Origin of the sequence: Sinomicrobium oceani (genome assembly GCF_900119185.1) — a bacterium.
Lineage (GTDB): Bacteria > Bacteroidota > Bacteroidia > Flavobacteriales > Flavobacteriaceae > Sinomicrobium > Sinomicrobium oceani.
Window position 1 is genome coordinate 122,438 of sequence record NZ_FPJE01000008.1, and the last position, 21,059, is coordinate 143,496.

Here is a 21,059-nt window from a genome sequence, read left to right on the forward strand (position 1 = left end):
TAAACTTAGTTGGATATGATGCGAAAAAAGGTATTGGAAAGGTATAAAGTTCCCCGGAAAACTTTCGGGAAAAATCTTCTTGCGGCATTTTCCCTGCTCATATTTTCTACCTGTAGCGTCAAAAAGTATCTCCCCGAAGACGAATTGCTGTACACCGGAGCCGAACTGGAGATCAATGTGCCCGACTCTCTCAAAGATAAGATCAAAGATCTCAGTAACCTTCGCAGTGAACTGGAAGAAGTGCTTCGCCCGGAGCCCAACAGCAAATTTCTCGGCGTATACTGGGGGCTGAGAGCACATTATAAGGCGCAGAAGGAAAAACCGGGATTCATCAATCGCTTCCTCAATAAAAAAATAGGGGAAGAGCCTGTTTACACGTCCAAAGTAGATATTTCGCGGACCGAAGATATCATCCGGAACCGGCTCGAAAACCGTGGGTTCTTTTACAGTGACGTAGATTCCAGACTGGAAGAGCACGACAAAAAAAAGAAGGCAGAAGCCTTTTATACCGTCAATATCCCGCAACCTTACACCATGGAGAAGTATGTTGTGGATGATGATTCGGTACCCGTGATCGATGAGATCAAAAAGAATATCCGGAAATGGATCATTAAACCCGGTATGCGATTCGATCTCGATGCCATGAAAGCAGAAAGGGAGCGCCTGGACCGGGTGGTCAAGAATAAAGGATATTACAATTTCAGCCCCGATTTCCTTATTTTCGAAGCCGATACCAATCAGTACGACAATAAAAAATTCGATCTTTTCCTGAGGCTCAAGAAAGACGTTCCGGAAAAATCTACGGTTCCTTACCAGATCCGCGAAGTTACGGTATATCCCAACTACAGGGTGTCCAGCGATACTATTGCTTCAGACACTTTAGTGCTTAACGATAAGAATTACGTACAACCCGGAGAGGATTTCTTCAAGGCAAGAAGACTCGATCCGTTTATCAAGATCGGCAAAGGACAGTATTACAGCCCGGAAGTTTCCCGAAATACGAGTCGGAGACTTACCTCCATAGGAACCTATAAATTTGTCAATATCCGGTATGATGAGATCGACTCTCTGGCCACGGATACCACCCGGGCGCTTGCGGCGAGTATTTTTCTGTCGCCGATGAACAAAAGATCGCTCCGGGCAGAACTTCAGGCGGTGGCCAAATCCAATAATTTTATCGGGCCTAACCTGGCGACCACATTGACCAACCGAAACCTTTTTAAAGGTGGAGAAATTGTAAACATCACCGCGAGTGTAGGGTATGAGATGCAGTTTGCCAGCGGTAATAATACCGGACTCAACAGTTTACAACTCGGCCTGAAGACCGATCTTATTTTCCCGAGGGTTCTTTCGCCCATCCGCATTAAAGAAAACTGGTTCGAATATGCCATACCGAAAACCAAGGTAAGCATGGGGATCGATTACCTGCGCCGGAGCGAGCTGTACAGCCTGGTAACGGCATCGTCCTCATTCGGGTATATATGGGATGCCAACCGTTATATTACTCACGAGTACAACCCCATTTCGCTCAATTATGTCAACCTGGCCAATACCACCCCCGCATTCGAAGATATTCTCAATCAGAACCCGTTTCTGAGGAATAGTTTTAACCAGCAGTTTATTGCCGGTTTCACCTATTCCTTTACCTATAACGGTATGGTAGACCAATATAAAAAACACCAGTTGTTTATCAACTCTACCCTGGATGTTGCGGGAAACACCCTCGACCTTTTCAGTGCATCGGGCAACGAACGTCCCCGTACTTTTCTGGGGCTGGAATATTCCCAGTACGCCAAACTGGACCTCGATATCCGATACCATCTGCGTCTCGGCAGGGACAAAAAACTGGCCACAAGACTTTTTGCTGGACTCGGTGTGCCTTACGGCAATTCGGATATCATGCCCTACAGCAAACTCTTCTTTTCCGGGGGGCCATACAGTGTCAGGGCGTTTCGTATCCGCTCGCTCGGTCCAGGTACATTCAACCCCGAAAACGACACCAACCAGACGACGTTTTTCGATCAGACCGGTAACCTCAGGCTCGAATTTAATATGGAATATCGTTTCCCGATCTTTTCATACGTTAAGGGCGCCCTGTTTGCCGATGCCGGAAACGTATGGAATACTACGGATAACGAGGCACTACCCGGGGGAAAATTCAGCGGGAATTTCATGAAAGAACTCGGTATAGGAGGCGGGGCAGGATTACGTGTGGATATCCAGGGATTCGTTGTTCGTCTCGACCTGGCTGCACCATGGCACACACCCTGGTTACCCGAAGGTGAACGTTGGAACTTTGGCTTTAAGGACCCTATACTGAATTTTGCTATCGGGTATCCTTTTTAAAGCATTTCCCGGGGCAGATGAACGTAATAACCGATACATTGCCAGAGCATGAGAGAAATAATCACATCAGAACAACTCCGGAGAACAACATTGAAGGCCCAGGGACTTTTACACACTTCACCGTTCGGAAAGGGGAAAAATGCGGTGCTACAGGCACTGGAGCATCTGGGGTATATACAAATCGACACACTGTCCGTTGTAGAACGCGCCCATCACCATACACTTTGGACAAGAATCCCCGATTATAAGACCGAACATCTGAACGCATTGGTAAAAGAGCGGAAGGTTTTTGAATATTGGTTTCACGCGGCGTCCTATCTCCCTATGAAAGATTTTCGTTTTGCCTTGCCCCGCATGTCCGAAATCAGGCAAAACAGGTCGGATCTTTATCGTGCCGATCCGAAAATAATGCAGTATGTGACCGATGTCATCCGTGGGGAAGGACCTAAGAGGGCAACCGATTTTGAAAGCGAATACAAAAGGAAAGGAAGCTGGTGGAACTGGAAGCCCGCAAAAATGGCACTTGAAAGGCTTTTTATGCAGGGAGACCTGATGATACATCAGCGTAACGGCATGGAAAAACTTTTCGATCTTACGGAGCGGGTACTACCCGGAAATATCAACACTACAGCGCCTACCCCGATGGAATTCGCAGAATACCTGGTAAAAACATATCTCCGGGCCTACGGATTTACAACGGTAAAGCAAATTACACATCTTAAAGCAGGTAATACGATACGAAAAAATGTCCATGAAGTTTTGGCAGCCATGCAGGAGGATGGCGTTATCCGAAAGATAAATATCGATGGTATGCCTGATGTTTTTATGGCAGGGCAGTCCGAAGAAAAAAAAATCCGAAAACCCAGACCGGAAATCCGGCTGTTATCGCCATTTGATAATTCCGTTATCCACCGCGATCGTGTAAAACAGCTTTTTGATTTTGATTTTCGTCTGGAGTGTTATACCCCGAAAGCAAAAAGAACATACGGTTACTTTTGTCTGCCGGTCTTATTCGGGGATACATTCATAGGCAGGGCAGACTGTAAAGCCCATAGGAAGGAAAAGCAATTTGAATTGATACATCTCCATATAGAAAATACGGATACCGACATTGCGCTATGGATAAAGCCTTTTATAAAATCGATACGGCGTTTTGCCGATTTCAATAACTGTACCGCATTAAAGATCGGCAAAGTTACTCCCCCGGAATTGAAAGAGGTGTTAAAACGGGAAATGCAGGGCGATTATTAGGTGGTTGCTTTATTGTGGGAAAAAGTTATATAACCCGTTGTGCTTTATGAATAAAAATCGTTGTTTACGTCATGTTGCGCGTAGCCAAAACATCTCCTGCTGTCCGTAAAGATCCTTTGACAGGGCTCAGGATGACGTCTTTCAAACTATAATGAACGGGTTTATGTAGTAGTTTTGCATATCCGGATAACCAAAAACAAAACGGCTACGGGTCTGAAGTCCGTAGCCGTTTCGTGTGATTTACTTCTTATTATAACCGGTAATCCATTTTCTCGCATTGACAAAAGCTTCGATCCACGGTGAAACCTTATCATCTTTACGGTCTGCCGGGTAATAAGCCCAGTTCCAGGGGAAGATAGAGCGCTCAAAGTGCGGCATGGTCACCAGGTGTCTTCCGTCATCGGATACCATCATGGCTGTGTTAAAGTCAGAACCGTTGGGGTTAAAGGGGTATCCTTCATAGGCATATTTGCCTACGATATTGTATCGGGAAGCTTCGTAAGGAAAATGGAATTTCCCTTCGCCGTGTGCGGACCAGATCCCCAGTTTCGTTCCGGCAAGCGATCGGAGCATTACCGAATGATTGGGCTGTATCTCCACTGCGGAGAACGTACATTCGAATTTGTGCGAATCGTTGTGTAACATCTTCGGTTTTTCTTCATGCCCGGGATTGATCAGTCCCAGTTCTACAAAAAGCTGGCATCCGTTACATACACCCAGAGACAGGGTATCTTCGCGTTTAAAAAAGTTTTCCAGGGCGGTTCTGGCTTTTTCGTTGTAGAGGAAAGCTCCTGCCCAGCCCTTGGCCGATCCGAGTACATCGGAATTCGAGAAACCTCCGACAGCGCCAATAAACTGGATATCCTCAAGGGTTTCCCGACCCGATATCAGGTCGGTCATATGCACATCCTTAACGTCAAACCCTGCCATATACATGGCATTGGCCATTTCGCGTTCGGAGTTACTTCCTTTCTCCCTGAGGATCGCTGCTTTCGGGCGGGGCATACCGGAAATTTCCGGGCGTTTGCCGTCGAAAGAAGGAGGGAAGTTATACTGAAGCGGTTGTTTTTTATAATGGTCAAAACGTTCTTTGGCCTTGATCTCGCCACTTTGTTTACGATCGAGCAGGTACGAAGTTTTGTACCAGGTATCTCTGAGGTTGCTGATGCCGAAAGAGAAATTATCCGATCCGTTTTTCAGGTGCAGACGGTCGCCCTCGACCACTTCACCGATACGGAAAAATGTTACGTGATGTTTACGGAGTATGTCCTCGGCTTCTTCGGAGGCCTGGAAGACCACACCGATATTTTCGTTAAACAATGCCTTGACCGAATCCGCTTCTCCAAGCGATGTAAGGTCTATCTGTGCACCGAGGTTGACATCTGCAAAACACATTTCGAGCAGCGTAGTGATTAGTCCGCCACTGCCTATATCATGTCCCGCTGCGATATGGCCTGATTTTACGAGTTGTTGTATCGCATTGAAAGCGTTTTTAAAAGTTTCGGCATCCTTAACGGTCGGCGCTTCCGAGCCTATGCTGTTACATACCTGGGCAAAAGACGAGCCGCCGAGTTTAAAGCGGTCTTCGGAAAGATTGATATAGTAAATGCTTCCGCCGTTGCGTTGCAGTACAGGTTCCGTTACGGCCGTAATATCATTACAGTTCCCCGCTGCGGAAATAATAACCGTACCCGGGGCGATCACTTCATCGTCCGGATATTTCTGTTTCATGGAGAGGGAATCTTTTCCTGTGGGAATGTTAATGCCCAGAGCAATGGCAAAGTCCGAACATCCCTGTACGGCTTCGTACAGACGGGCATCTTCACCTTCGTTTTTACAGGGCCACATCCAGTTTGCAGAAAGCGATACGCTCTGTAAACCGTCTTTCAGCGGTGCCCATACGATATTGCTCAGGGCTTCCCCGATACTGTTGCGGCTTCCTGCTACCGGGTCTATAAGGGCCGAAACAGGGGAGTGGCCCACGGAAGTAGCGATCCCTTCTATACCCTGATAATCCAGGGCCATAACACCACAGTTATTCAGTGGTAACTGTAAGGGACCGGCACATTGTTGTTTGGCCACCCGTCCGCTTACGCAACGGTCTACCTTATTGGTCAGCCAGTCTTTACAGGCTACAGCCTCCAGTTGCAACACCTGTTTCAGGTACGTTTCGATATTCCGGGTGTCGTATTGCGGATCGGTATACCGGGCCGCCACCGTCTTGTCTTTCATGATGGTCTTGGGGGAACTGCCAAACATATCGCTGAGCTCCAGGTCCATAGGTTTTTGACCGGTGGAGGAGGATTCGAACGTAAAGCGATGATCACCGGTAACATCCCCGACCTCGTACATAGGAGAACGTTCCCGTTCTGCAATGCGTTTCAGGGTTCCGGCATCCTGCGGTCCGATAACAAGTCCCATGCGTTCCTGCGATTCATTACCGATAATTTCCTTGGCCGAAAGGGTAGGGTCTCCTACGGGCAGTTTGTCGAGGTCTATTTTTCCTCCCGTGTCCTCTACAAGTTCCGACAGACAGTTGAGATGGCCTCCTGCACCGTGATCGTGGATGGATACGATGGTGTTTTTGTCACTTTCCACCATGCCCCTTACGGCATTGGCTGCCCTTTTCTGCATTTCCGGATTGGAACGCTGAATAGCGTTGAGTTCTATACCACTGCTGAATTCGCCGGTGTCGGCAGAAGAGACAGCTGCCCCTCCCATACCGATGCGGTAATTATCCCCACCGAGAATCACGATTTTGTCTCCCTTTCCGGGAGTTTGTTTTTTAGCCTGTTCCGCCTTGCCATAACCGATACCTCCGGCCAGCATGATCACTTTGTCATAACCGAGTTTTCTCGATCCTTCCGTATCTTTCTCCTGGTGCTCAAAAGTCAGTAAAGACCCGGAAATAAGTGGTTGCCCGAATTTATTTCCGAAATCGGAGGCACCGTTGGAAGCTTTGATCAGAATATCCATGGGTGTCTGATAAAGCCAGGGGCGTTCTGCCATGCCTTTTTCCCAGGGACGCTCTTCTTCGAGCCTGGAATATGAAGTCATATATACTGCGGTCCCCGCCAGCGGAAGCGATCCTTGTCCGCCTGCAAGACGGTCCCTGATCTCACCTCCAGATCCGGTAGCCGCACCGTTAAAAGGTTCGACCGTAGTAGGGAAGTTATGGGTTTCTGCCTTGAGCGATATGACCGACTCGTAATCTTTGATCTCGTAATAATCGGGCTTATCTGCGCTTTTAGGAGCAAACTGCTGTACTTTAGGCCCTTTCATAAACGCTACGTTGTCCTTGTATGCCGAAACAATATCGTTGGGGTGAGCCTCCGAAGTTTTCTTGATCAGTTTGAAAAGCGATACGGGCTTCTCCTGTCCGTCAATCACAAATGTACCGTTGAATATCTTGTGGCGGCAATGTTCGGAATTCACCTGCGAAAATCCGAAAACTTCCGAGTCGGTAAGCTTTCTGCCGAGTTTTTCTGCCAGGTTTTCCAGGTAGGTCACCTCTTCTTCGTTCAGGGCCAGGCCCTCCCGGAGATTGTATGCGGCGATATCATCGATCTCCCGTATAGGTTCGGGCTGGATATCGATAGTGAAAATATCCTGGTTCAGCCCTTTGTAGCGCTGAAAGAGCATAGGGTCGAAATCCTGGTCGTCTCCGGCAACCGCCAGGAACTCCTCAATCCTTACAATGCCTTCGATTCCCATATTCTGGGTAATCTCAACGGCATTGGTGCTCCACGGTGTGATCATGGCGGCACGCGGGCCAACAAAAAAGGCGTCAAGAGACGCCGCTTCCAGGTTGGGCTCGCCGCCGAACAACCATGTTAATTTCAAATTATCTTCCTTGGTGAGTTCTTTACCGGTCTGAACCGCAAAGACTTTCTTTTCCGGGTTTCCGAAGAAAAGGATCATCATAGTGTAGAATTAGTCCTGTTTTATATTGTACTTTTCGTGCCGTAATTTAAAGGTGCAAAGTTAATTAATTATTTACAATGAAATGCTTTTGTGAAGGGATTAAATTTAACGGGAACCGGCCGTTCTCAGGAGTGCTTTTCTCAGGTATTCCCGGAATAAAGGAGGATTGTCCACCCAACTGTTATGCCCTGCACCGGGAATGATATGCAGGTCAATTCCCGGATAGCTTTTCAAATGTGTGTGTAACATTTCTCCGCCAAAATCAAAAAAGTCATAGGCTCCGTTGATTATTGTAGTAATGGCATGATCATTTAAGACCTTACGGTAGTCATAGTTCCAGTTTACTGTTTCCGACATTATCGAAGCTTTTGGGGTGTAATATGCTCTGCCTCCCTTCAAAAGATGGTGTTTTTTGATATGATATATATTGACGGCCGCAAAATTTATTCTCCAGAATGTTGTCAGATCTTTATGAGACAAGGGAGAATTCCGGATATCATCAACAGATTTAAGAGTATCCAGTCCTTTCTCTATATACGGCCGCTTCATGGCTACGACTTCGGGTCTGTTTAGCAGTATACTAACCTGTTTTTCATAGCGTTCGGAGAAAATACTTTTAATACTGTCCGACCTGGGCAATACAGTACCTGTCAGTACCAGGTTTGTTACCAGTCCGGGATGTTGCCGGGTGAGTTCCATCCCGATAAGAGTCCCCATGGAGTGGCATAGCAATTTAACTTTTCGGATATCCATAGCCTTGATCAAAGCATACAGGTCTGCTACATTTTTCTGAAAGGTGAGATCTTTTTGTTTTGCGGGAGATAAAAGGGCCCCCCGCTGGTCGTAAAACACGAAATGGAATTCGTTCTCCAGTCCTCTTACAGCATCTGTCATATAGTCGTGATTAGCACCGAAACCGCCGTGTACAACTATAACAGTGTCTTTGTTTTTATCCGACAAAAATTCTTTAACAAAAATCTCCGTATCTTCTCGTTGTAGATACCATTCGGAATATTTCTCATCCTGGGCTCTCGACGAAAGGCCGTACAAAAATATCACGGTACAGGTCAGCGCAATAACTCTTTTCATTGAATTTAGTTTATTAAAAGAATTATCCGCCTGCATTACCGTCAGACAGATTCAATTCTTGTTTGCGAGATAAAGACGAGTCCCGACGAAAGATGTTGCATGTATTGAGGGAAGAGAACAAGAGATGAAAAATAAAGTCATTTAAAGACAGAAATGTGTTTCTGTGCAAATCGAAGGGCTCGTGATATTTTATGGTTGATAGCAGGAACAAGGGAGGCACAACTAAAGATAAAAACGCTTCCACGAGTCTTACAAGAGTAAAACACGTCAGTTTCCCTCAAGGCTTAGACTTACCTGGCGGGAGCTTGCCAGACTACACAGTTTTTTTGTGTCTCATTAATAATAAGGAAACAAAATTACCGGATATCCACGCCATAAAGCTGTGCAAACAGTCCGAAGACCATTTCGGCATCCCGTTTACGTACGGAAATCGTGATCCGGCAATCCAGTTCCAGTTTCTGGTCTGTAATATCCAGGTTTTTCTCTTTGATCACCCGCATGACTTTGTTCATGTTTTTGTAATCAAACACCAGCAGGTAATCGACATTAACGGTCCGCTCTTCGATATCGGAAACTTCCAGTGCCATTTGTGCTGCTGTTCTGTAAGCGTTGATGAGTCCGCCAACACCGAGTTTTACCCCGCCGAAATAACGTACCACAACGATCAGTATATTGGTTACTTCAAAGGACTGTAGCTGTCCGTAGATCGGCATACCTGCGGAATTATTAGGTTCTCCGTCATCATTAGCCCTGAACTGTATATCTTCCGTTCCCACTTGCCAGGCATAGCACCAGTGCCGTGCCGCATGATGTTTTTTGCGCAGTGTTTCGAGATGCTCCCGGATCTCCTCTTCGGAAGTTACCGGAAATGCATATCCGAAAAACTTACTGTTCTTATCCTTAAAAAGGACTTCCTTCGAAGGGGCGGTAATCGTTTTGTACGTATCCTTTTCTGTCAATCTTCTGTTTTTTCTTTTTTTATAATCCGTAATTCGTTGCCGTACACGTTTTGTTTAGCAAACAGGAACCCCTGTAATTCCGGAGCAGGTGTACCGCCGTTAAACATGACATCGCCCCTGAAAATACGCGCTTCATCCCACAGTCCGGCAGCGATAAAAGTCTGTAGTGTACGCTGTCCGCCTTCTATAATAACACTTTGCAGTTCCTGTTCGTAAAGCAGTTTAGCGATTTCCCCGGCCACATCACCTGAAAAATCAAACGGAACTACGGTCGTATGCTCCCCGGACATCCCGGGCTGCTTTTCGGACAGGAAAAGCGTTTTTACGCTATCGTCCCAAACGTGGTAATCGTGCGGAATGCGAAGACTTCTGTCGAGCACGACCCGCACCGGGCTCTTGCCATACCAGTCCCTCGTATCGAGGCGGGGATTATCGGCGATAACCGTTTTGGTTCCCGTGAGAATGGCCTGTTCCTCACTGCGCCACCGGTGTACGAGCTGGCGGGCATACTTGTGGGTTATCCATACCGGGGCTGTTTCTTTACGATGTGCGGGACTCAGGTAACCATCAGCACTTTCGGCCCATTTGAGTATGATATAAGGTCGTTTTTTGTTGTGGTAGGTGAAAAAACGCTTGTTGAGTTCCAGGCATTCCTTTTCCAGCACACCTACCGTAACATCACAGCCTGCGGCGAGAAGTTTTTGTATTCCCCTTCCCGAGACTGCGGCAAAAGGATCGATTGTACCGATCACAACCCTCGGTATTCCCGATGCTATAATAAGATCACTGCATGGTGGTGTTTTACCGTGATGACTGCAAGGCTCCAGGCTCACATAGATGGTCGATGCCCTGAGCAGTTCCCGCTCTTTTACCGATCGTATGGCGTGTACTTCAGCGTGCGGTTCGCCTGCCCGCCGGTGCCAGCCCTCGCCGATAATCCGGTCTTTATGTACCACCACACTTCCTACCAGCGGGTTGGGATAGGTACTGCCCAGTCCGTTTTCGGCCAGCCGGATGCAACGGTTTATATATTTTTCATGTATATTCACAGGCTTAAAAATTCAATGCCGAAACAGGTTATCGCTACAAAAATAAGATTTTAAGAATGACCTGCACGATCCCTTTGGAGGGAATGTCTAAATGCAGTACTGCAAAAAAAGAAAAACAATATGGTTGTCAGGGAAATACAGCCCGGAGATAATGCCGGGATCGCCGAAGTCATACGGGATGTCCTTATTCATGACATGGGCGCCCCGAAAAAAGGCACGGCTTACGAGGACCCGTCGGTAGACTTTATGTATGAGGCCTACAGCGCCGAACGTTCCGTATATTTTGTCATTGCGGACGAAGGAACAATTATCGGTGGTGGTGGCATCGCTGCACTGGCCGGAGGTGACGGTACAGTCTGTGAACTTCAGAAAATGTATTTCCGGAAGCAGGCCAGGGGACTGGGACTGGGGCGAAGAATCATGGAACTTTGCCTGGACAAAGCCAGAGATTTCGGGTTTGAACACTGTTACATCGAAACCATGCCCTATATGGAAGCCGCGCAGCAACTGTATTTAAAATCCGGTTTTCGATACCTCGATGCGCCCATGGGAAATACAGGCCATAGCTCCTGCCCGGTGTGGATGCTCAAAACATTATAGTTATTTTTATATAAAAAAAACATACAAAGTTGATAATAAAAGAAATACAACATATATTTCAATCAGAACTTCAAAGTTTGTACGGACAGGAAGAGATTGATATTATCTTTTTCCGGCTTACGGAAGCGTATGTAAACATTACTAAACTCAGCCTTGCTTTACAACCCGGAATTACCATCAGCAAGACGGAAGAGCAGCCGCTTTTCGAAGCACTTTCCCGGTTGAAACAACACGAACCCCTGCAGCAGATCCTCGGGAGTACGCTTTTTTACGGGCGGGAATTTCATATCGATAAACACGTGCTTATTCCCCGACCGGAAACCGAAGAACTCGTAGACTGGATCGTGCGGGACTACCGGGAGACCGAAAAAAGCGTAGCTATTGCAGATATAGGCACAGGAAGCGGCTGTATTGCCATTTCGTTGGCTGCACATATCCCCGGCGCCAGGGTCACTGCTATTGATGTTTCCGAAGAGGCGCTCCGGGTGGCACGACGCAATGCTAAGACACATAGGATCACTGTCGATTTTGTAAGGAAAGATATCCTTACTACGGATACACTATGTAAAGACAAACTTGATGTTATCGTATCTAATCCACCATACGTCAGGGATTTGGAAAAAAAAGAAATGAAAGACAACGTTTTGCTTCATGAGCCCCATCTGGCATTGTTCGTCTCCGACATCCAACCCCTGGTATTTTATGAAAAGATTGCCCAACTGGCTGTTGAGCATCTGGCCGAAGGAGGACGGTTGTACTTTGAGATCAATCAGTATCTCGGTAGTGAAATGGTAACGATGATGGAAAATATGGGCTTCCGTGATATCCGGCTGAAAAAAGATCTTTCCGGAAACGATCGCATGCTTCGTGCAACATGGCTTTAGGAGGCGAAAGCACCTCAATAACAACCTCAAAGCACTAAAAACCGGGATTTCGGGAATTATTTGCCCGCACAGATTTATATTTTTCCGCAACTTCGGTATCTTGCAGACACATTGATTCTTGTGCTGTTATAGCGCAATACACTAAAAAAGAGATCCATACACAAAACGAAAATCACACTATGAACCCGGATCAACAGAAGATACAGGAGCTGAGAGCAGAACTCAGTGCGCATAACTACAGGTATTACGTACTGGACGAACCTTCCATACCCGATTACGAATTCGACATGAAGCTAAAGGAGCTCCAGGAGCTGGAAGCCAGGCATCCGGAATGGTACGACCCTTCTTCCCCGACGGTTCGCGTAGGAGGGATGGTGACCAAGAATTTCGAGACCATCGTGCACGAATACCGTATGTATTCACTGGATAACTCCTATTCTAAGGAGGAACTGGAAGACTGGGAAAAGCGGATACAGCGGATACTCGGGGACGCTTCTGTAGAATTTGTATGTGAACTAAAATATGACGGAGCTTCTATCAGTTTGTTTTACGAAAACGGCGAACTGGTTAAAGCGGTGACCCGGGGAGACGGTTTTCAGGGCGATGACGTAACGAATAATGTAAAGACCATTCGTTCCGTCCCCTTGCGGTTGCATGGCGATTACCCGGATAAATTTCACATCCGTGGGGAGATTATCCTGCCTCATGAAGGATTTGCAAAGATGAACCGCGAACGGGTAGAAGCCGGGGAGGACCCGTATATGAACCCGAGGAACACGGCCTCGGGAAGCCTGAAGCTACAGGACAACTCGGAGGTAGCCAGGCGACCACTGGATTGCCTGCTGTATAGCATCGCAGGAGAAAGGCTGAATTTCAACACGCAGTTCGAAGGGCTCGAAAAGGCGAGGAGCTGGGGCTTTAAGGTGCCTACCGTAGCCAAATTGTGCCGAAGCACGCAGGAAGTCCTGGAATTTGTCAATTACTGGGATGTTCACCGTCATGAACTTCCGTACGAGACAGACGGGGTTGTGATCAAGGTAAACAGTATAGCCCAGCAGGAAGAACTGGGGTACACGGCCAAATCGCCACGTTGGGCCATGGCCTATAAATTCAAGGCAGAACAGGCGTCGACCGTGCTCAACAGCATATCCTATCAGGTAGGAAGAACAGGCGCCATAACCCCGGTAGCTAACCTCGAACCTGTGTTACTGGCCGGAACTACCGTAAAAAGAGCCTCACTGCACAATGCCGACCAGATCGAAAAACTCGATGTCCGCGAAGGAGATACCGTATTTGTAGAAAAAGGCGGGGAGATCATCCCTAAGATCATCCGTGTGGATTTTACTATGCGCGATCCGGATTCCACTCCGACAGCCTATATCACTCACTGTCCGGAATGCCATACCGAACTCATCCGGAAAGAAGGCGAAGCCCAGCATTATTGTCCCAATTACTATGGTTGCCCACCGCAGATCACGGGACGTATACAGCATTATATCTCCCGAAAGGCCATGGATATAGAAGGACTGGGAAGTGAAACTGTGGAACTGCTCTACAAAGAAGGGCTTATCGAGAATTATGCCGACCTGTACTTGTTGAAAAAAGAACAGATTGTTCCGCTGGAACGCATGGCCGAAAAGAGTGCCGAAAACCTGGTTGCCGGTATCGAAAAGTCAAAAAATATTCCGTTTGAACGGGTATTGTATGCTCTGGGTATTCGTTTTGTCGGTGAAACCGTAGCCAAAAAACTCGCCAAGGCTTATATTTCTATCGATGCCCTCCGTAATGCCACTACGGAAGACCTCGTTGGTATCGACGAAATCGGGATAAAGATCGCAGAGAGTGTGGTGGAATTCTTTGGTAACGAAAACAATGTGGAGATCATAGAACGATTACGCTCTTACGGAGTACAGATGGAGATCTCCCCCGACAAATTACAAAACCAGAGCGACAGGCTCAAAGGACTTACCTTTGTGGTTTCCGGGGTATTCGAAACGCTCTCGAGAAACGAACTTAAAAAGCACATCGAAGATAACGGCGGAAAAGTAGCGTCCTCCATCTCATCGAAAACAAGCTATCTCGTAGCAGGCGACAATATGGGCCCCAGCAAACGGGAAAAAGCGGAAAATCTCGGAGTACCCATTATATCTGAACATGATTTTATGGAAATGATCTCCTGACAGGCGGTTGCGATACCACACACGGCGCTGCGAAAATCTTATGGTTTTCGCAGCGCTTTTTTTTAATCCTTTCTCATGTTCTTCCGCATTCGCATATTCAGGAATTCAACGAGAAGCGAAAAAGCGATAGCGAAATAGAGATATCCCTTCGGGATAGCACCGATTTCCTGGTCGAACACCCGGGTATGCGAAAGGTGGGCCGCCTCGGCAATAAGCATAAACCCGATAAGAATAAGAAAAGAGAGCGCCAGTAACTGTACCGAAGGGTGATTGTTGATGAATTTTCGGATAGGGTTGGCAAACGTCATCATGATGATTATGGAGATGACTACGGCGATGATCATCAGGATAAGGGCATCCTGGTGTTTTTCGCCGATACCGTTGGTCATACCTACCGCCGTGAGTATCGAATCTATGGAAAAAATAAAATCGATGATGACGATCTGAAAGACGGCCCTTGACAACGAAGTGATCTTTTTAGCCCGGAGCTGCTTTTCTTCATGATCGGGAATATCTACCTTTTCATGAATTTCCGATGTGCTTTTATACAGGAGAAAAAGCCCCCCGGCAAACAGTATGATGCTCTGCCAGCTTATCCCGGCGGAGATCCAGGAAGTGGTTATTCGATAAAAAGGCGCTTTGAGCCCCACGAGAAAGGAAACCCCAAGCAACAGGATAATGCGCTGTACCATAGCGAGCAGCAAGCCGATATTGGTAGCCTTTCGCTGCTGTTGGGCAGGAAGTTTATTGGCGGTTATCGATATAAAAACAATGTTGTCAATTCCGAGAACGATCTCCAGGAAGGTCAGCGTCAGTAATGCCACCCAGGCATCCGGTGTAGAAAATATATCGAACATCAGGACTTCATTCTATTCGCACCGCAGTTCCGCGTTTTTTGTTCTTTTCGTCCCCGACAATCGCATATTCGAAAGTATAGGAGTCTTCATCCGTCATCAGTATTTTTACCTGTACGGCCTTTTTTTCGATCATCGAAGTGGGGTGCAGTTTACGCATGATAAATTCGCAATCGCTGACCCAGGTTACCGAAGCCGTATCGATATGCTCTCCGATATAGTCGATATTAATGGAATCGTTACGTACAAATGTCGATTTTACTTCCTTTCCGTCCAGCATATAGCTGAACTCGAAAGTTCCTGTTCTGAAATCTTTACAGTCACGTTCTACCCGGTAGCAGGAAGCCAGCGCAATCAGCATAAACAGGCAGGCAATTTTTTTGGTAATTCCCACGATGAATTTTTATTTATGGCATGTACACAAAGGTAAGATATAAATATAACCGTAGGCGCTCCGGAAGAACTTTTAACGTATGAGGGAATTTAAGAGATGGTTCATAAAAAGGCATACGTATTGAAATCCGAAAAATCATTCCCTGTTACAGTATTCCCGGAATGTACCGTCTTTGTAGAAGAATACGATACGCTCCACTTCCTTTTCCGTAGCGCCCGGAGGAAATGCAGGCGGAGTGTCTTCTGTCCTGGATACGGAAAACAGGTCAGGGGATTCGTAAGATACAGACGGTTGAGCCTCCTTCTTCGGAGATTCTTTTTTATCTGCCGGGAAAACACCTTTACCATTGAGTAACCAGTAGAGCTCGACATCTGGAAAAGCATGGAGAATTTTAAGGATAAAATCGAGACTCGGTTTATTTCTTCCGGAGAGAATATGCGAAATAGAAGAGCGTTGCACACCAATGCGGTCTGCAAATGAAGAAGCGCTGAGCCCATAGAAATCGAGCACTTCCTGTAACCTTTTACTGAATTCTTCGATGTTTACCATTGTAAACAGTGTTTCTACGATGATTGCTTTTACAAATGTAAACAAAAAAGGCTAAATTCCCAACAAACCAGTTATTTAAGGTTGATTTTAGTAGTATTAAAAGTTCAAGTTATAACATTTATAGTGTTGATTAACAATTATGTATATATAAAATATATGATGTATCTAAATAGCGTGCTACGTCATAAAAAGACCTCTGCTTTAACGCTTCATTTTGTTCACATCCCTAAACAGGGAGGAAACTTTTATTTGTTTACAATTGTGAAACTTCTATTGTTTACTTTTGTAACCGTAAACATCAACCTATGGAATTATTAGAATGGCACCGGGAGCAACAGGAAGCAAAACTCTCCGGGAGATATATTACATTACAGGACATCGAACCTCTTCTTAAGCAATATGAAGACAACGGAGAGGTTTCTGTTATAGGTCGCTCCGTAAATAAGGACACCATATATATGTATCGTACCGGGCAAGGCCCGAAAAAGGTGTTGATGTGGTCGCAGATGCACGGAAACGAATCGACTACAACCAAAGCGGTCATGGACCTTCTCAAATTTTTAAAAGAAGAAAATGCCGTAGCGCGTCGCATCCTGGAGCAATGCACTTTATATATTATCCCTATGCTCAATCCGGATGGTGCGCGGGCTTATACCCGTGTCAATGCCGTGAATATTGACCTGAACCGTGATGCGGCCGATATCTCGCAACCCGAAAGTTTCGCGTTGCGGCGTGTTTTCGATGAGATCGCCCCTGATTTTTGTTTTAACCTGCACGATCAGCGTACCATATTCAATACCGGTGACAGTCCGAAACCGGCTACCTTATCGTTTTTGTCTCCCGCAACCAACAAGGAGCGGAGCATTACCCCGCCGAGGAAAAAAAGTATGGAGGTTATCGCAGCGGTCAATACCGTATTGCAACGCCATATCCCGGGACAGGTGGGGCGGTACGATGATAGTTTCAATATCAATTGTGTCGGTGATTCTTTTCAGACGCTCGGTGTACCGACCCTGCTGTTCGAAGCCGGGCATTATCCGGAAGACTACAACAGGGATATGACCAGGCAATATGTATTTCGTGCCTTATTAGCCGCTTTGCAATATGTGGCGGACCACCCGGTGAGCGGAGAAGGCTACGAAGCCTATTTTGATATTCCCGAAAACGGGAAACAGTTCTTTGATATTCTTATCCGGGAATTCCCCATAACGATAGCCGGAGAGGTTGTCCTTAAAGATATCGGGATACTGTATAAGGAAGAACTGCGTGATTGCAAAATCGTTTTTACCCCATATATCGAAGAGATAGGAGACCTGCAGGGTTTTTATGGACACAAAACGTATTCCGCGAGTGAAAAAACGCTGCCATCCATAGAAGAAAAAAACTTAGAAACAAGTACTTTACTTAAATTATTTCTTTAAATTAACCCTTTCTTAACAAAATATCCAAAGTTTTACGTGCATATATTGAATAATTTTTATTTTTTTGCATTTTAATATTGTGTTTGGATCAAGCAAGTTAAATTTTTTAGTAAAGTAAGATTAATATGGCAAAGTTTAGATTAGACGAGGTAGATCATCAGATTTTAGATATGCTCATCGACAATACCCGTACGCCGTTTACGGACATCGCGAAAAAACTGTTGATATCTGCAGGTACCGTACACGTGAGGGTGAAAAAAATGGAAGAAGCCGGTATAATAAAAGGTTCTTCTCTTACCTTGGACTATGTTAAGCTCGGGTATTCTTTTATCGCTTATGTGGGGATATTCCTGGAAAAAACGCATCAGACCAAATTTGTTATCGAGCGTCTCAACGAGATACCTAACATCACGGTAGCTCACGTGACCACGGGGAAATTCAATATATTCTGTAAAGTAAGGGCTAAAGATACCAAGCATGCGAAAGACATTATCTTCCGTATCGATGATATCGATGGTGTAGCCCGTACGGAAACGATGATATCACTCGAAGAAAGCATCAATGATAAGAAACGACTGATGCACTCCATTTTTAACGAAATGTAAAATTTTTGTTTATAACGGGATAAAGAACCCTCTCCGATACAGAATTGGAGAGGGTTTTTTGTATCTTCGGGGAAGAAAAAAGAAGAGTATTTATGTTGAGAAAACCTAAAATTGAACGTTTCAACGAAAATGTATTGTCTAAATACCAGATATACAATAGTATATTGATGACATTGCCTTTCGATGAAATTACCAATACAGGAGTTTTATTGCCTTTGTTCAGTGAAATTTGTGAAAAAGGATACGAGGAAAATAAGAATCCTTCGGAAATTGTCGAAGCATTCTTTACCAAGTTCTATGACAATCCGGAAGAAAAGGATCAAAACGATCTGCTCTTTCGTTTTATTCAGTACATAGAGCGGCAGGTGGTATTATTCGATGCCATAGAGGATGCTGCATTTCCCGTAATCAATAACATGGACGGGCGGGGAACCCTGCGAAGTATTAAGGAAGAAGCCGAAGGGAAAAATAAAACAGCAGCATTGTGTGAATTCCTGGAAAGGTTTAAGGTTCGCCCGGTACTCACGGCGCACCCTACACAGTTTTATCCAGGTCCGGTACTGGGGATCATCACCGATCTGGCCAAGGCTATACGGGACAATGACCTCAGTAATATCGAAAAACTGCTGGCACAGCTGGGGAAAACACCTTTCTTTAAAAAGGAAAAGCCTACGCCATACGATGAGGCCGTAAGCCTTATCTGGTTCCTCGAAAATGTATTCTATCATTCCGTAAGCAAGATATACAACTATATCCAGAACAATATTTTCGAGGATGTCGAGCTGAACAACCAGATCGTAAATCTCGGGTTCTGGCCCGGAGGTGACCGTGACGGAAACCCTTTTGTCACCAGTGAGATTACCCTCAAAGTAGCCGAAAGACTGCGCCTGACCATTCTTAAGAACTACTACAGGGATCTGCGTAAACTCAAGCGAAGGGTAACGTTTAAAGTTGTGGACAAACTGGTAGGCGACCTCGAACAAAAAATCTACGAAAGTATATACGAGTCTCCGCAAAAACCAGTGATCTCGGCACATGGTATGCTCAGTGAGCTTCATAAAATAAAAGATATTCTGGTAAAAGAACATCAGTCCCTTTTCGTAGAAGATGTCGATGACCTGATCAACAAGGTCAAGATCTTCGGATTTTACTTTGCATCGCTCGACGTTCGCCAGGACTCCAGGGTGCATCATACCGTGATCTCCGATATCATAAAGGAATCTCGGCAACTGGAACTGGACATTTTCCCGGACGATTACGAAAAACTTTCCGAAGACGAACAGATTGCCATACTGGGCAAGGTGAGCGGGAAACTCAATCCCGAACTGTTCAAGGAAGAAATAACCCGGTCTACGCTGGAATCGATCTATGCGATCAAGGAGATCCAGAAAAGCAATGGCGAATTGGGGTCTAACCGCTATATCATCAGTAATAACGGAAGTGCCCTGAATGTCATGGAAACTTTTGCCATGATCCGTCTGTGCGACTGGAAAAATCCGTCACTCGATGTCATTCCGCTGTTCGAGACTGTAGACGACCTGCAGGTGGCCGATAAGGTTATGGAGCAGCTTTATACCGATAAGGTGTATGGTGCACATCTTAAAAAACGAGGCAATAAACAGACCATTATGCTCGGGTTTTCCGACGGTACCAAGGATGGCGGTTACCTGATGGCTAACTGGAGTATCTATAAAGCTAAGGAAGTGCTTACGGAAGTATCGCGTAAACACGGTATTAAAGTGGTCTTTTTCGATGGCCGTGGCGGTCCTCCCGCAAGAGGTGGTGGTAAAACCCACCAGTTCTATGCTTCGCTCGGGCCCACTATCGAGAATGAAGAAGTACAGCTTACGGTACAGGGGCAGACCATCAGTTCCAATTTTGGAACCCTGGATTCCTGTCAGTATAACCTGGAGCAGTTAGTGAGCTCTGGCGTTGTTAATGAGGTTTTTGCCGATGAAGACAACATCCTGCACGATATCGATAAAAGTACGATGCAGGAACTGGCCGACATCAGTTATGACGCCTATGTGAAGTTTAAGCAACATCCGAAATTCATGCCGTACCTCGAAGAAATGAGCACGCTGAAGTTCTATGCGAAAACCAATATCGGAAGCCGTCCGTCCAAAAGAGGAAAATCCGATAAGCTTAATTTCTCCGACCTCCGGGCCATACCATTCGTAGGAAGCTGGAGCCAGCTCAAACAGAATGTACCCGGTTTTTACGGAGTAGGAACTGCTATTGAAGCCCTGGAAAAACGTGGGGAATTCGAGAGAGTACAGTCGCTCTACAAAAACTCTGCTTTCTTCCGGACACTGTTAGAAAACAGCATGATGAGCCTTACCAAATCATTCTTTAAATTAACAGCGTACATGAAAGATGACCCGGTTTACGGCGATTTCTGGACTATTATTTATGAAGAATATGAGCGTAGCAAGGCAATGATCCTCAAAGTTACGGGCGACAAAACCCTGATGCAGAATACGAGGTCCGGTAAAGCCTCTATCGAAATACGCGAAAAGATCGTATTGCCATTGCTGACGATACAACAATTCGCTCTTCGTAAAATTCAGGAGTTGAGAAGAGAAGGTAAAACCGATCCGAAACAACTGGAAATTTACGAGAAAATGGTTACCCGCTCCTTGTTCGGCAATATCAACGCCAGCAGGAACTCGGCATAACAATTTCCATATTTTTATCGTTAAGACCACCTTTGCGCTATGTGTGCGGGGTGGTTTTTTGTTGGGGGGGGGTAAAGGAGGTTTTGGTTGGATAGTTCGTAGTTGGTAGAGGAAGGGAGCGAGGCGGCTGAATGCTCCGGCTCCGCCGGAGTGTATCGAAGCCCCGGTTTGGGTGAGTCGTTTGGGGAGTAACTCAGTAACCAGGTATCTCCGGAAAATATAACTTTTTTTTAAGAATCCACCGCCTGCTTATGTTTCAGATTTTCATGTAAAGTT

The 21,059-nt window shown here is 45.9% G+C and carries 15 protein-coding genes; 8 read left to right on the plus strand and 7 right to left on the minus strand.

The features are described from left to right. The first annotated feature begins 15 nt into the window (after positions 1 to 15). Both tamL and BT112_RS08935 read left to right on the plus strand, forming a co-directional pair. Complete coding sequence (gene tamL, locus BT112_RS08930; protein ID WP_072317028.1) at positions 16 to 2,346, plus strand: translocation and assembly module lipoprotein TamL; 2,331 nt, start codon at positions 16 to 18, stop codon at positions 2,344 to 2,346. Between the two features lie 48 nt (positions 2,347 to 2,394). Next, on the plus strand, positions 2,395 to 3,597 hold the full coding sequence (locus tag BT112_RS08935; RefSeq protein ID WP_072317029.1) for a winged helix-turn-helix domain-containing protein: 1,203 nt from the start codon (positions 2,395 to 2,397) through the stop codon (positions 3,595 to 3,597). 240 nt (positions 3,598 to 3,837) lie between these two features. Here the strand turns inward: BT112_RS08935 and purL are convergent, their stop codons facing one another. The 4 genes from purL to ribD all read right to left on the minus strand — a co-directional run bounded on the left by purL (position 3,838) and on the right by ribD (position 10,618). Continuing rightward, complete coding sequence (gene purL / locus BT112_RS08940; protein ID WP_072317094.1) at positions 3,838 to 7,518, minus strand: phosphoribosylformylglycinamidine synthase; 3,681 nt, start codon at positions 7,516 to 7,518, stop codon at positions 3,838 to 3,840. Positions 7,519 to 7,626: 108 nt separating this feature from the next. Next, a complete protein-coding gene (locus BT112_RS08945) occupies positions 7,627 to 8,610 on the minus strand; it encodes an alpha/beta fold hydrolase (protein ID WP_072317030.1) in 984 nt (327 codons plus the stop codon). 356 nt (positions 8,611 to 8,966) lie between these two features. Continuing rightward, positions 8,967 to 9,569 (minus strand): IMPACT family protein, encoded by a 603-nt coding sequence (locus BT112_RS08950; protein ID WP_072317031.1) that lies wholly within the window; start codon positions 9,567 to 9,569, stop codon positions 8,967 to 8,969. Beyond that, complete coding sequence (ribD, locus tag BT112_RS08955; protein WP_072317032.1) at positions 9,566 to 10,618, minus strand: bifunctional diaminohydroxyphosphoribosylaminopyrimidine deaminase/5-amino-6-(5-phosphoribosylamino)uracil reductase RibD; 1,053 nt, start codon at positions 10,616 to 10,618, stop codon at positions 9,566 to 9,568. The genes BT112_RS08950 and ribD overlap by 4 nt, the downstream gene beginning before the upstream one ends. Positions 10,619 to 10,738: 120 nt before the next feature. Here ribD and BT112_RS08960 point away from each other — a divergent pair, with 120 nt between their 5' ends. From BT112_RS08960 to ligA, 3 genes are all read left to right on the plus strand, one after another. Beyond that, positions 10,739 to 11,218 (plus strand): GNAT family N-acetyltransferase, encoded by a 480-nt coding sequence (locus BT112_RS08960; protein ID WP_072317033.1) that lies wholly within the window; start codon positions 10,739 to 10,741, stop codon positions 11,216 to 11,218. Positions 11,219 to 11,247: 29 nt separating this feature from the next. Then, complete coding sequence (prmC, locus tag BT112_RS08965) at positions 11,248 to 12,102, plus strand: peptide chain release factor N(5)-glutamine methyltransferase (RefSeq protein WP_072317034.1); 855 nt, start codon at positions 11,248 to 11,250, stop codon at positions 12,100 to 12,102. A 179-nt stretch (positions 12,103 to 12,281) separates the two neighbouring features. Then, positions 12,282 to 14,282, plus strand: coding sequence for an NAD-dependent DNA ligase LigA (gene ligA / locus BT112_RS08970; protein WP_072317035.1), 2,001 nt, complete (start codon positions 12,282 to 12,284; stop codon positions 14,280 to 14,282). 62 nt (positions 14,283 to 14,344) lie between these two features. Here the strand turns inward: ligA and BT112_RS08975 are convergent, their stop codons facing one another. From BT112_RS08975 to BT112_RS08985, 3 genes are all read right to left on the minus strand, one after another. Next, entirely contained in the window at positions 14,345 to 15,139 is a 795-nt protein-coding gene (locus tag BT112_RS08975; protein ID WP_072317036.1) for a TerC family protein, read from the minus strand. Positions 15,140 to 15,146: 7 nt separating this feature from the next. Next, positions 15,147 to 15,530 (minus strand): hypothetical protein, encoded by a 384-nt coding sequence (locus BT112_RS08980; RefSeq protein ID WP_245777006.1) that lies wholly within the window; start codon positions 15,528 to 15,530, stop codon positions 15,147 to 15,149. 135 nt (positions 15,531 to 15,665) lie between these two features. Continuing rightward, on the minus strand, positions 15,666 to 16,079 hold the full coding sequence (locus BT112_RS08985; protein ID WP_072317037.1) for a helix-turn-helix domain-containing protein: 414 nt from the start codon (positions 16,077 to 16,079) through the stop codon (positions 15,666 to 15,668). A gap of 305 nt (positions 16,080 to 16,384) precedes the next feature. On the opposite strand from BT112_RS08985, the gene BT112_RS08995 reads away from it, so the two are divergent. The 3 genes from BT112_RS08995 (at position 16,385) to BT112_RS09005 (ending at position 20,783) form a co-directional block, all read left to right on the plus strand. Next, entirely contained in the window at positions 16,385 to 17,500 is a 1,116-nt protein-coding gene (locus BT112_RS08995) for a M14 family metallopeptidase (RefSeq protein WP_072317039.1), read from the plus strand. Positions 17,501 to 17,625: 125 nt separating this feature from the next. Further along, positions 17,626 to 18,105 (plus strand): Lrp/AsnC family transcriptional regulator, encoded by a 480-nt coding sequence (locus tag BT112_RS09000; RefSeq protein ID WP_072317040.1) that lies wholly within the window; start codon positions 17,626 to 17,628, stop codon positions 18,103 to 18,105. Positions 18,106 to 18,197: 92 nt separating this feature from the next. Beyond that, complete coding sequence (locus BT112_RS09005; RefSeq protein WP_072317041.1) at positions 18,198 to 20,783, plus strand: phosphoenolpyruvate carboxylase; 2,586 nt, start codon at positions 18,198 to 18,200, stop codon at positions 20,781 to 20,783. The last annotated feature ends 276 nt before the right edge of the window (positions 20,784 to 21,059 follow it).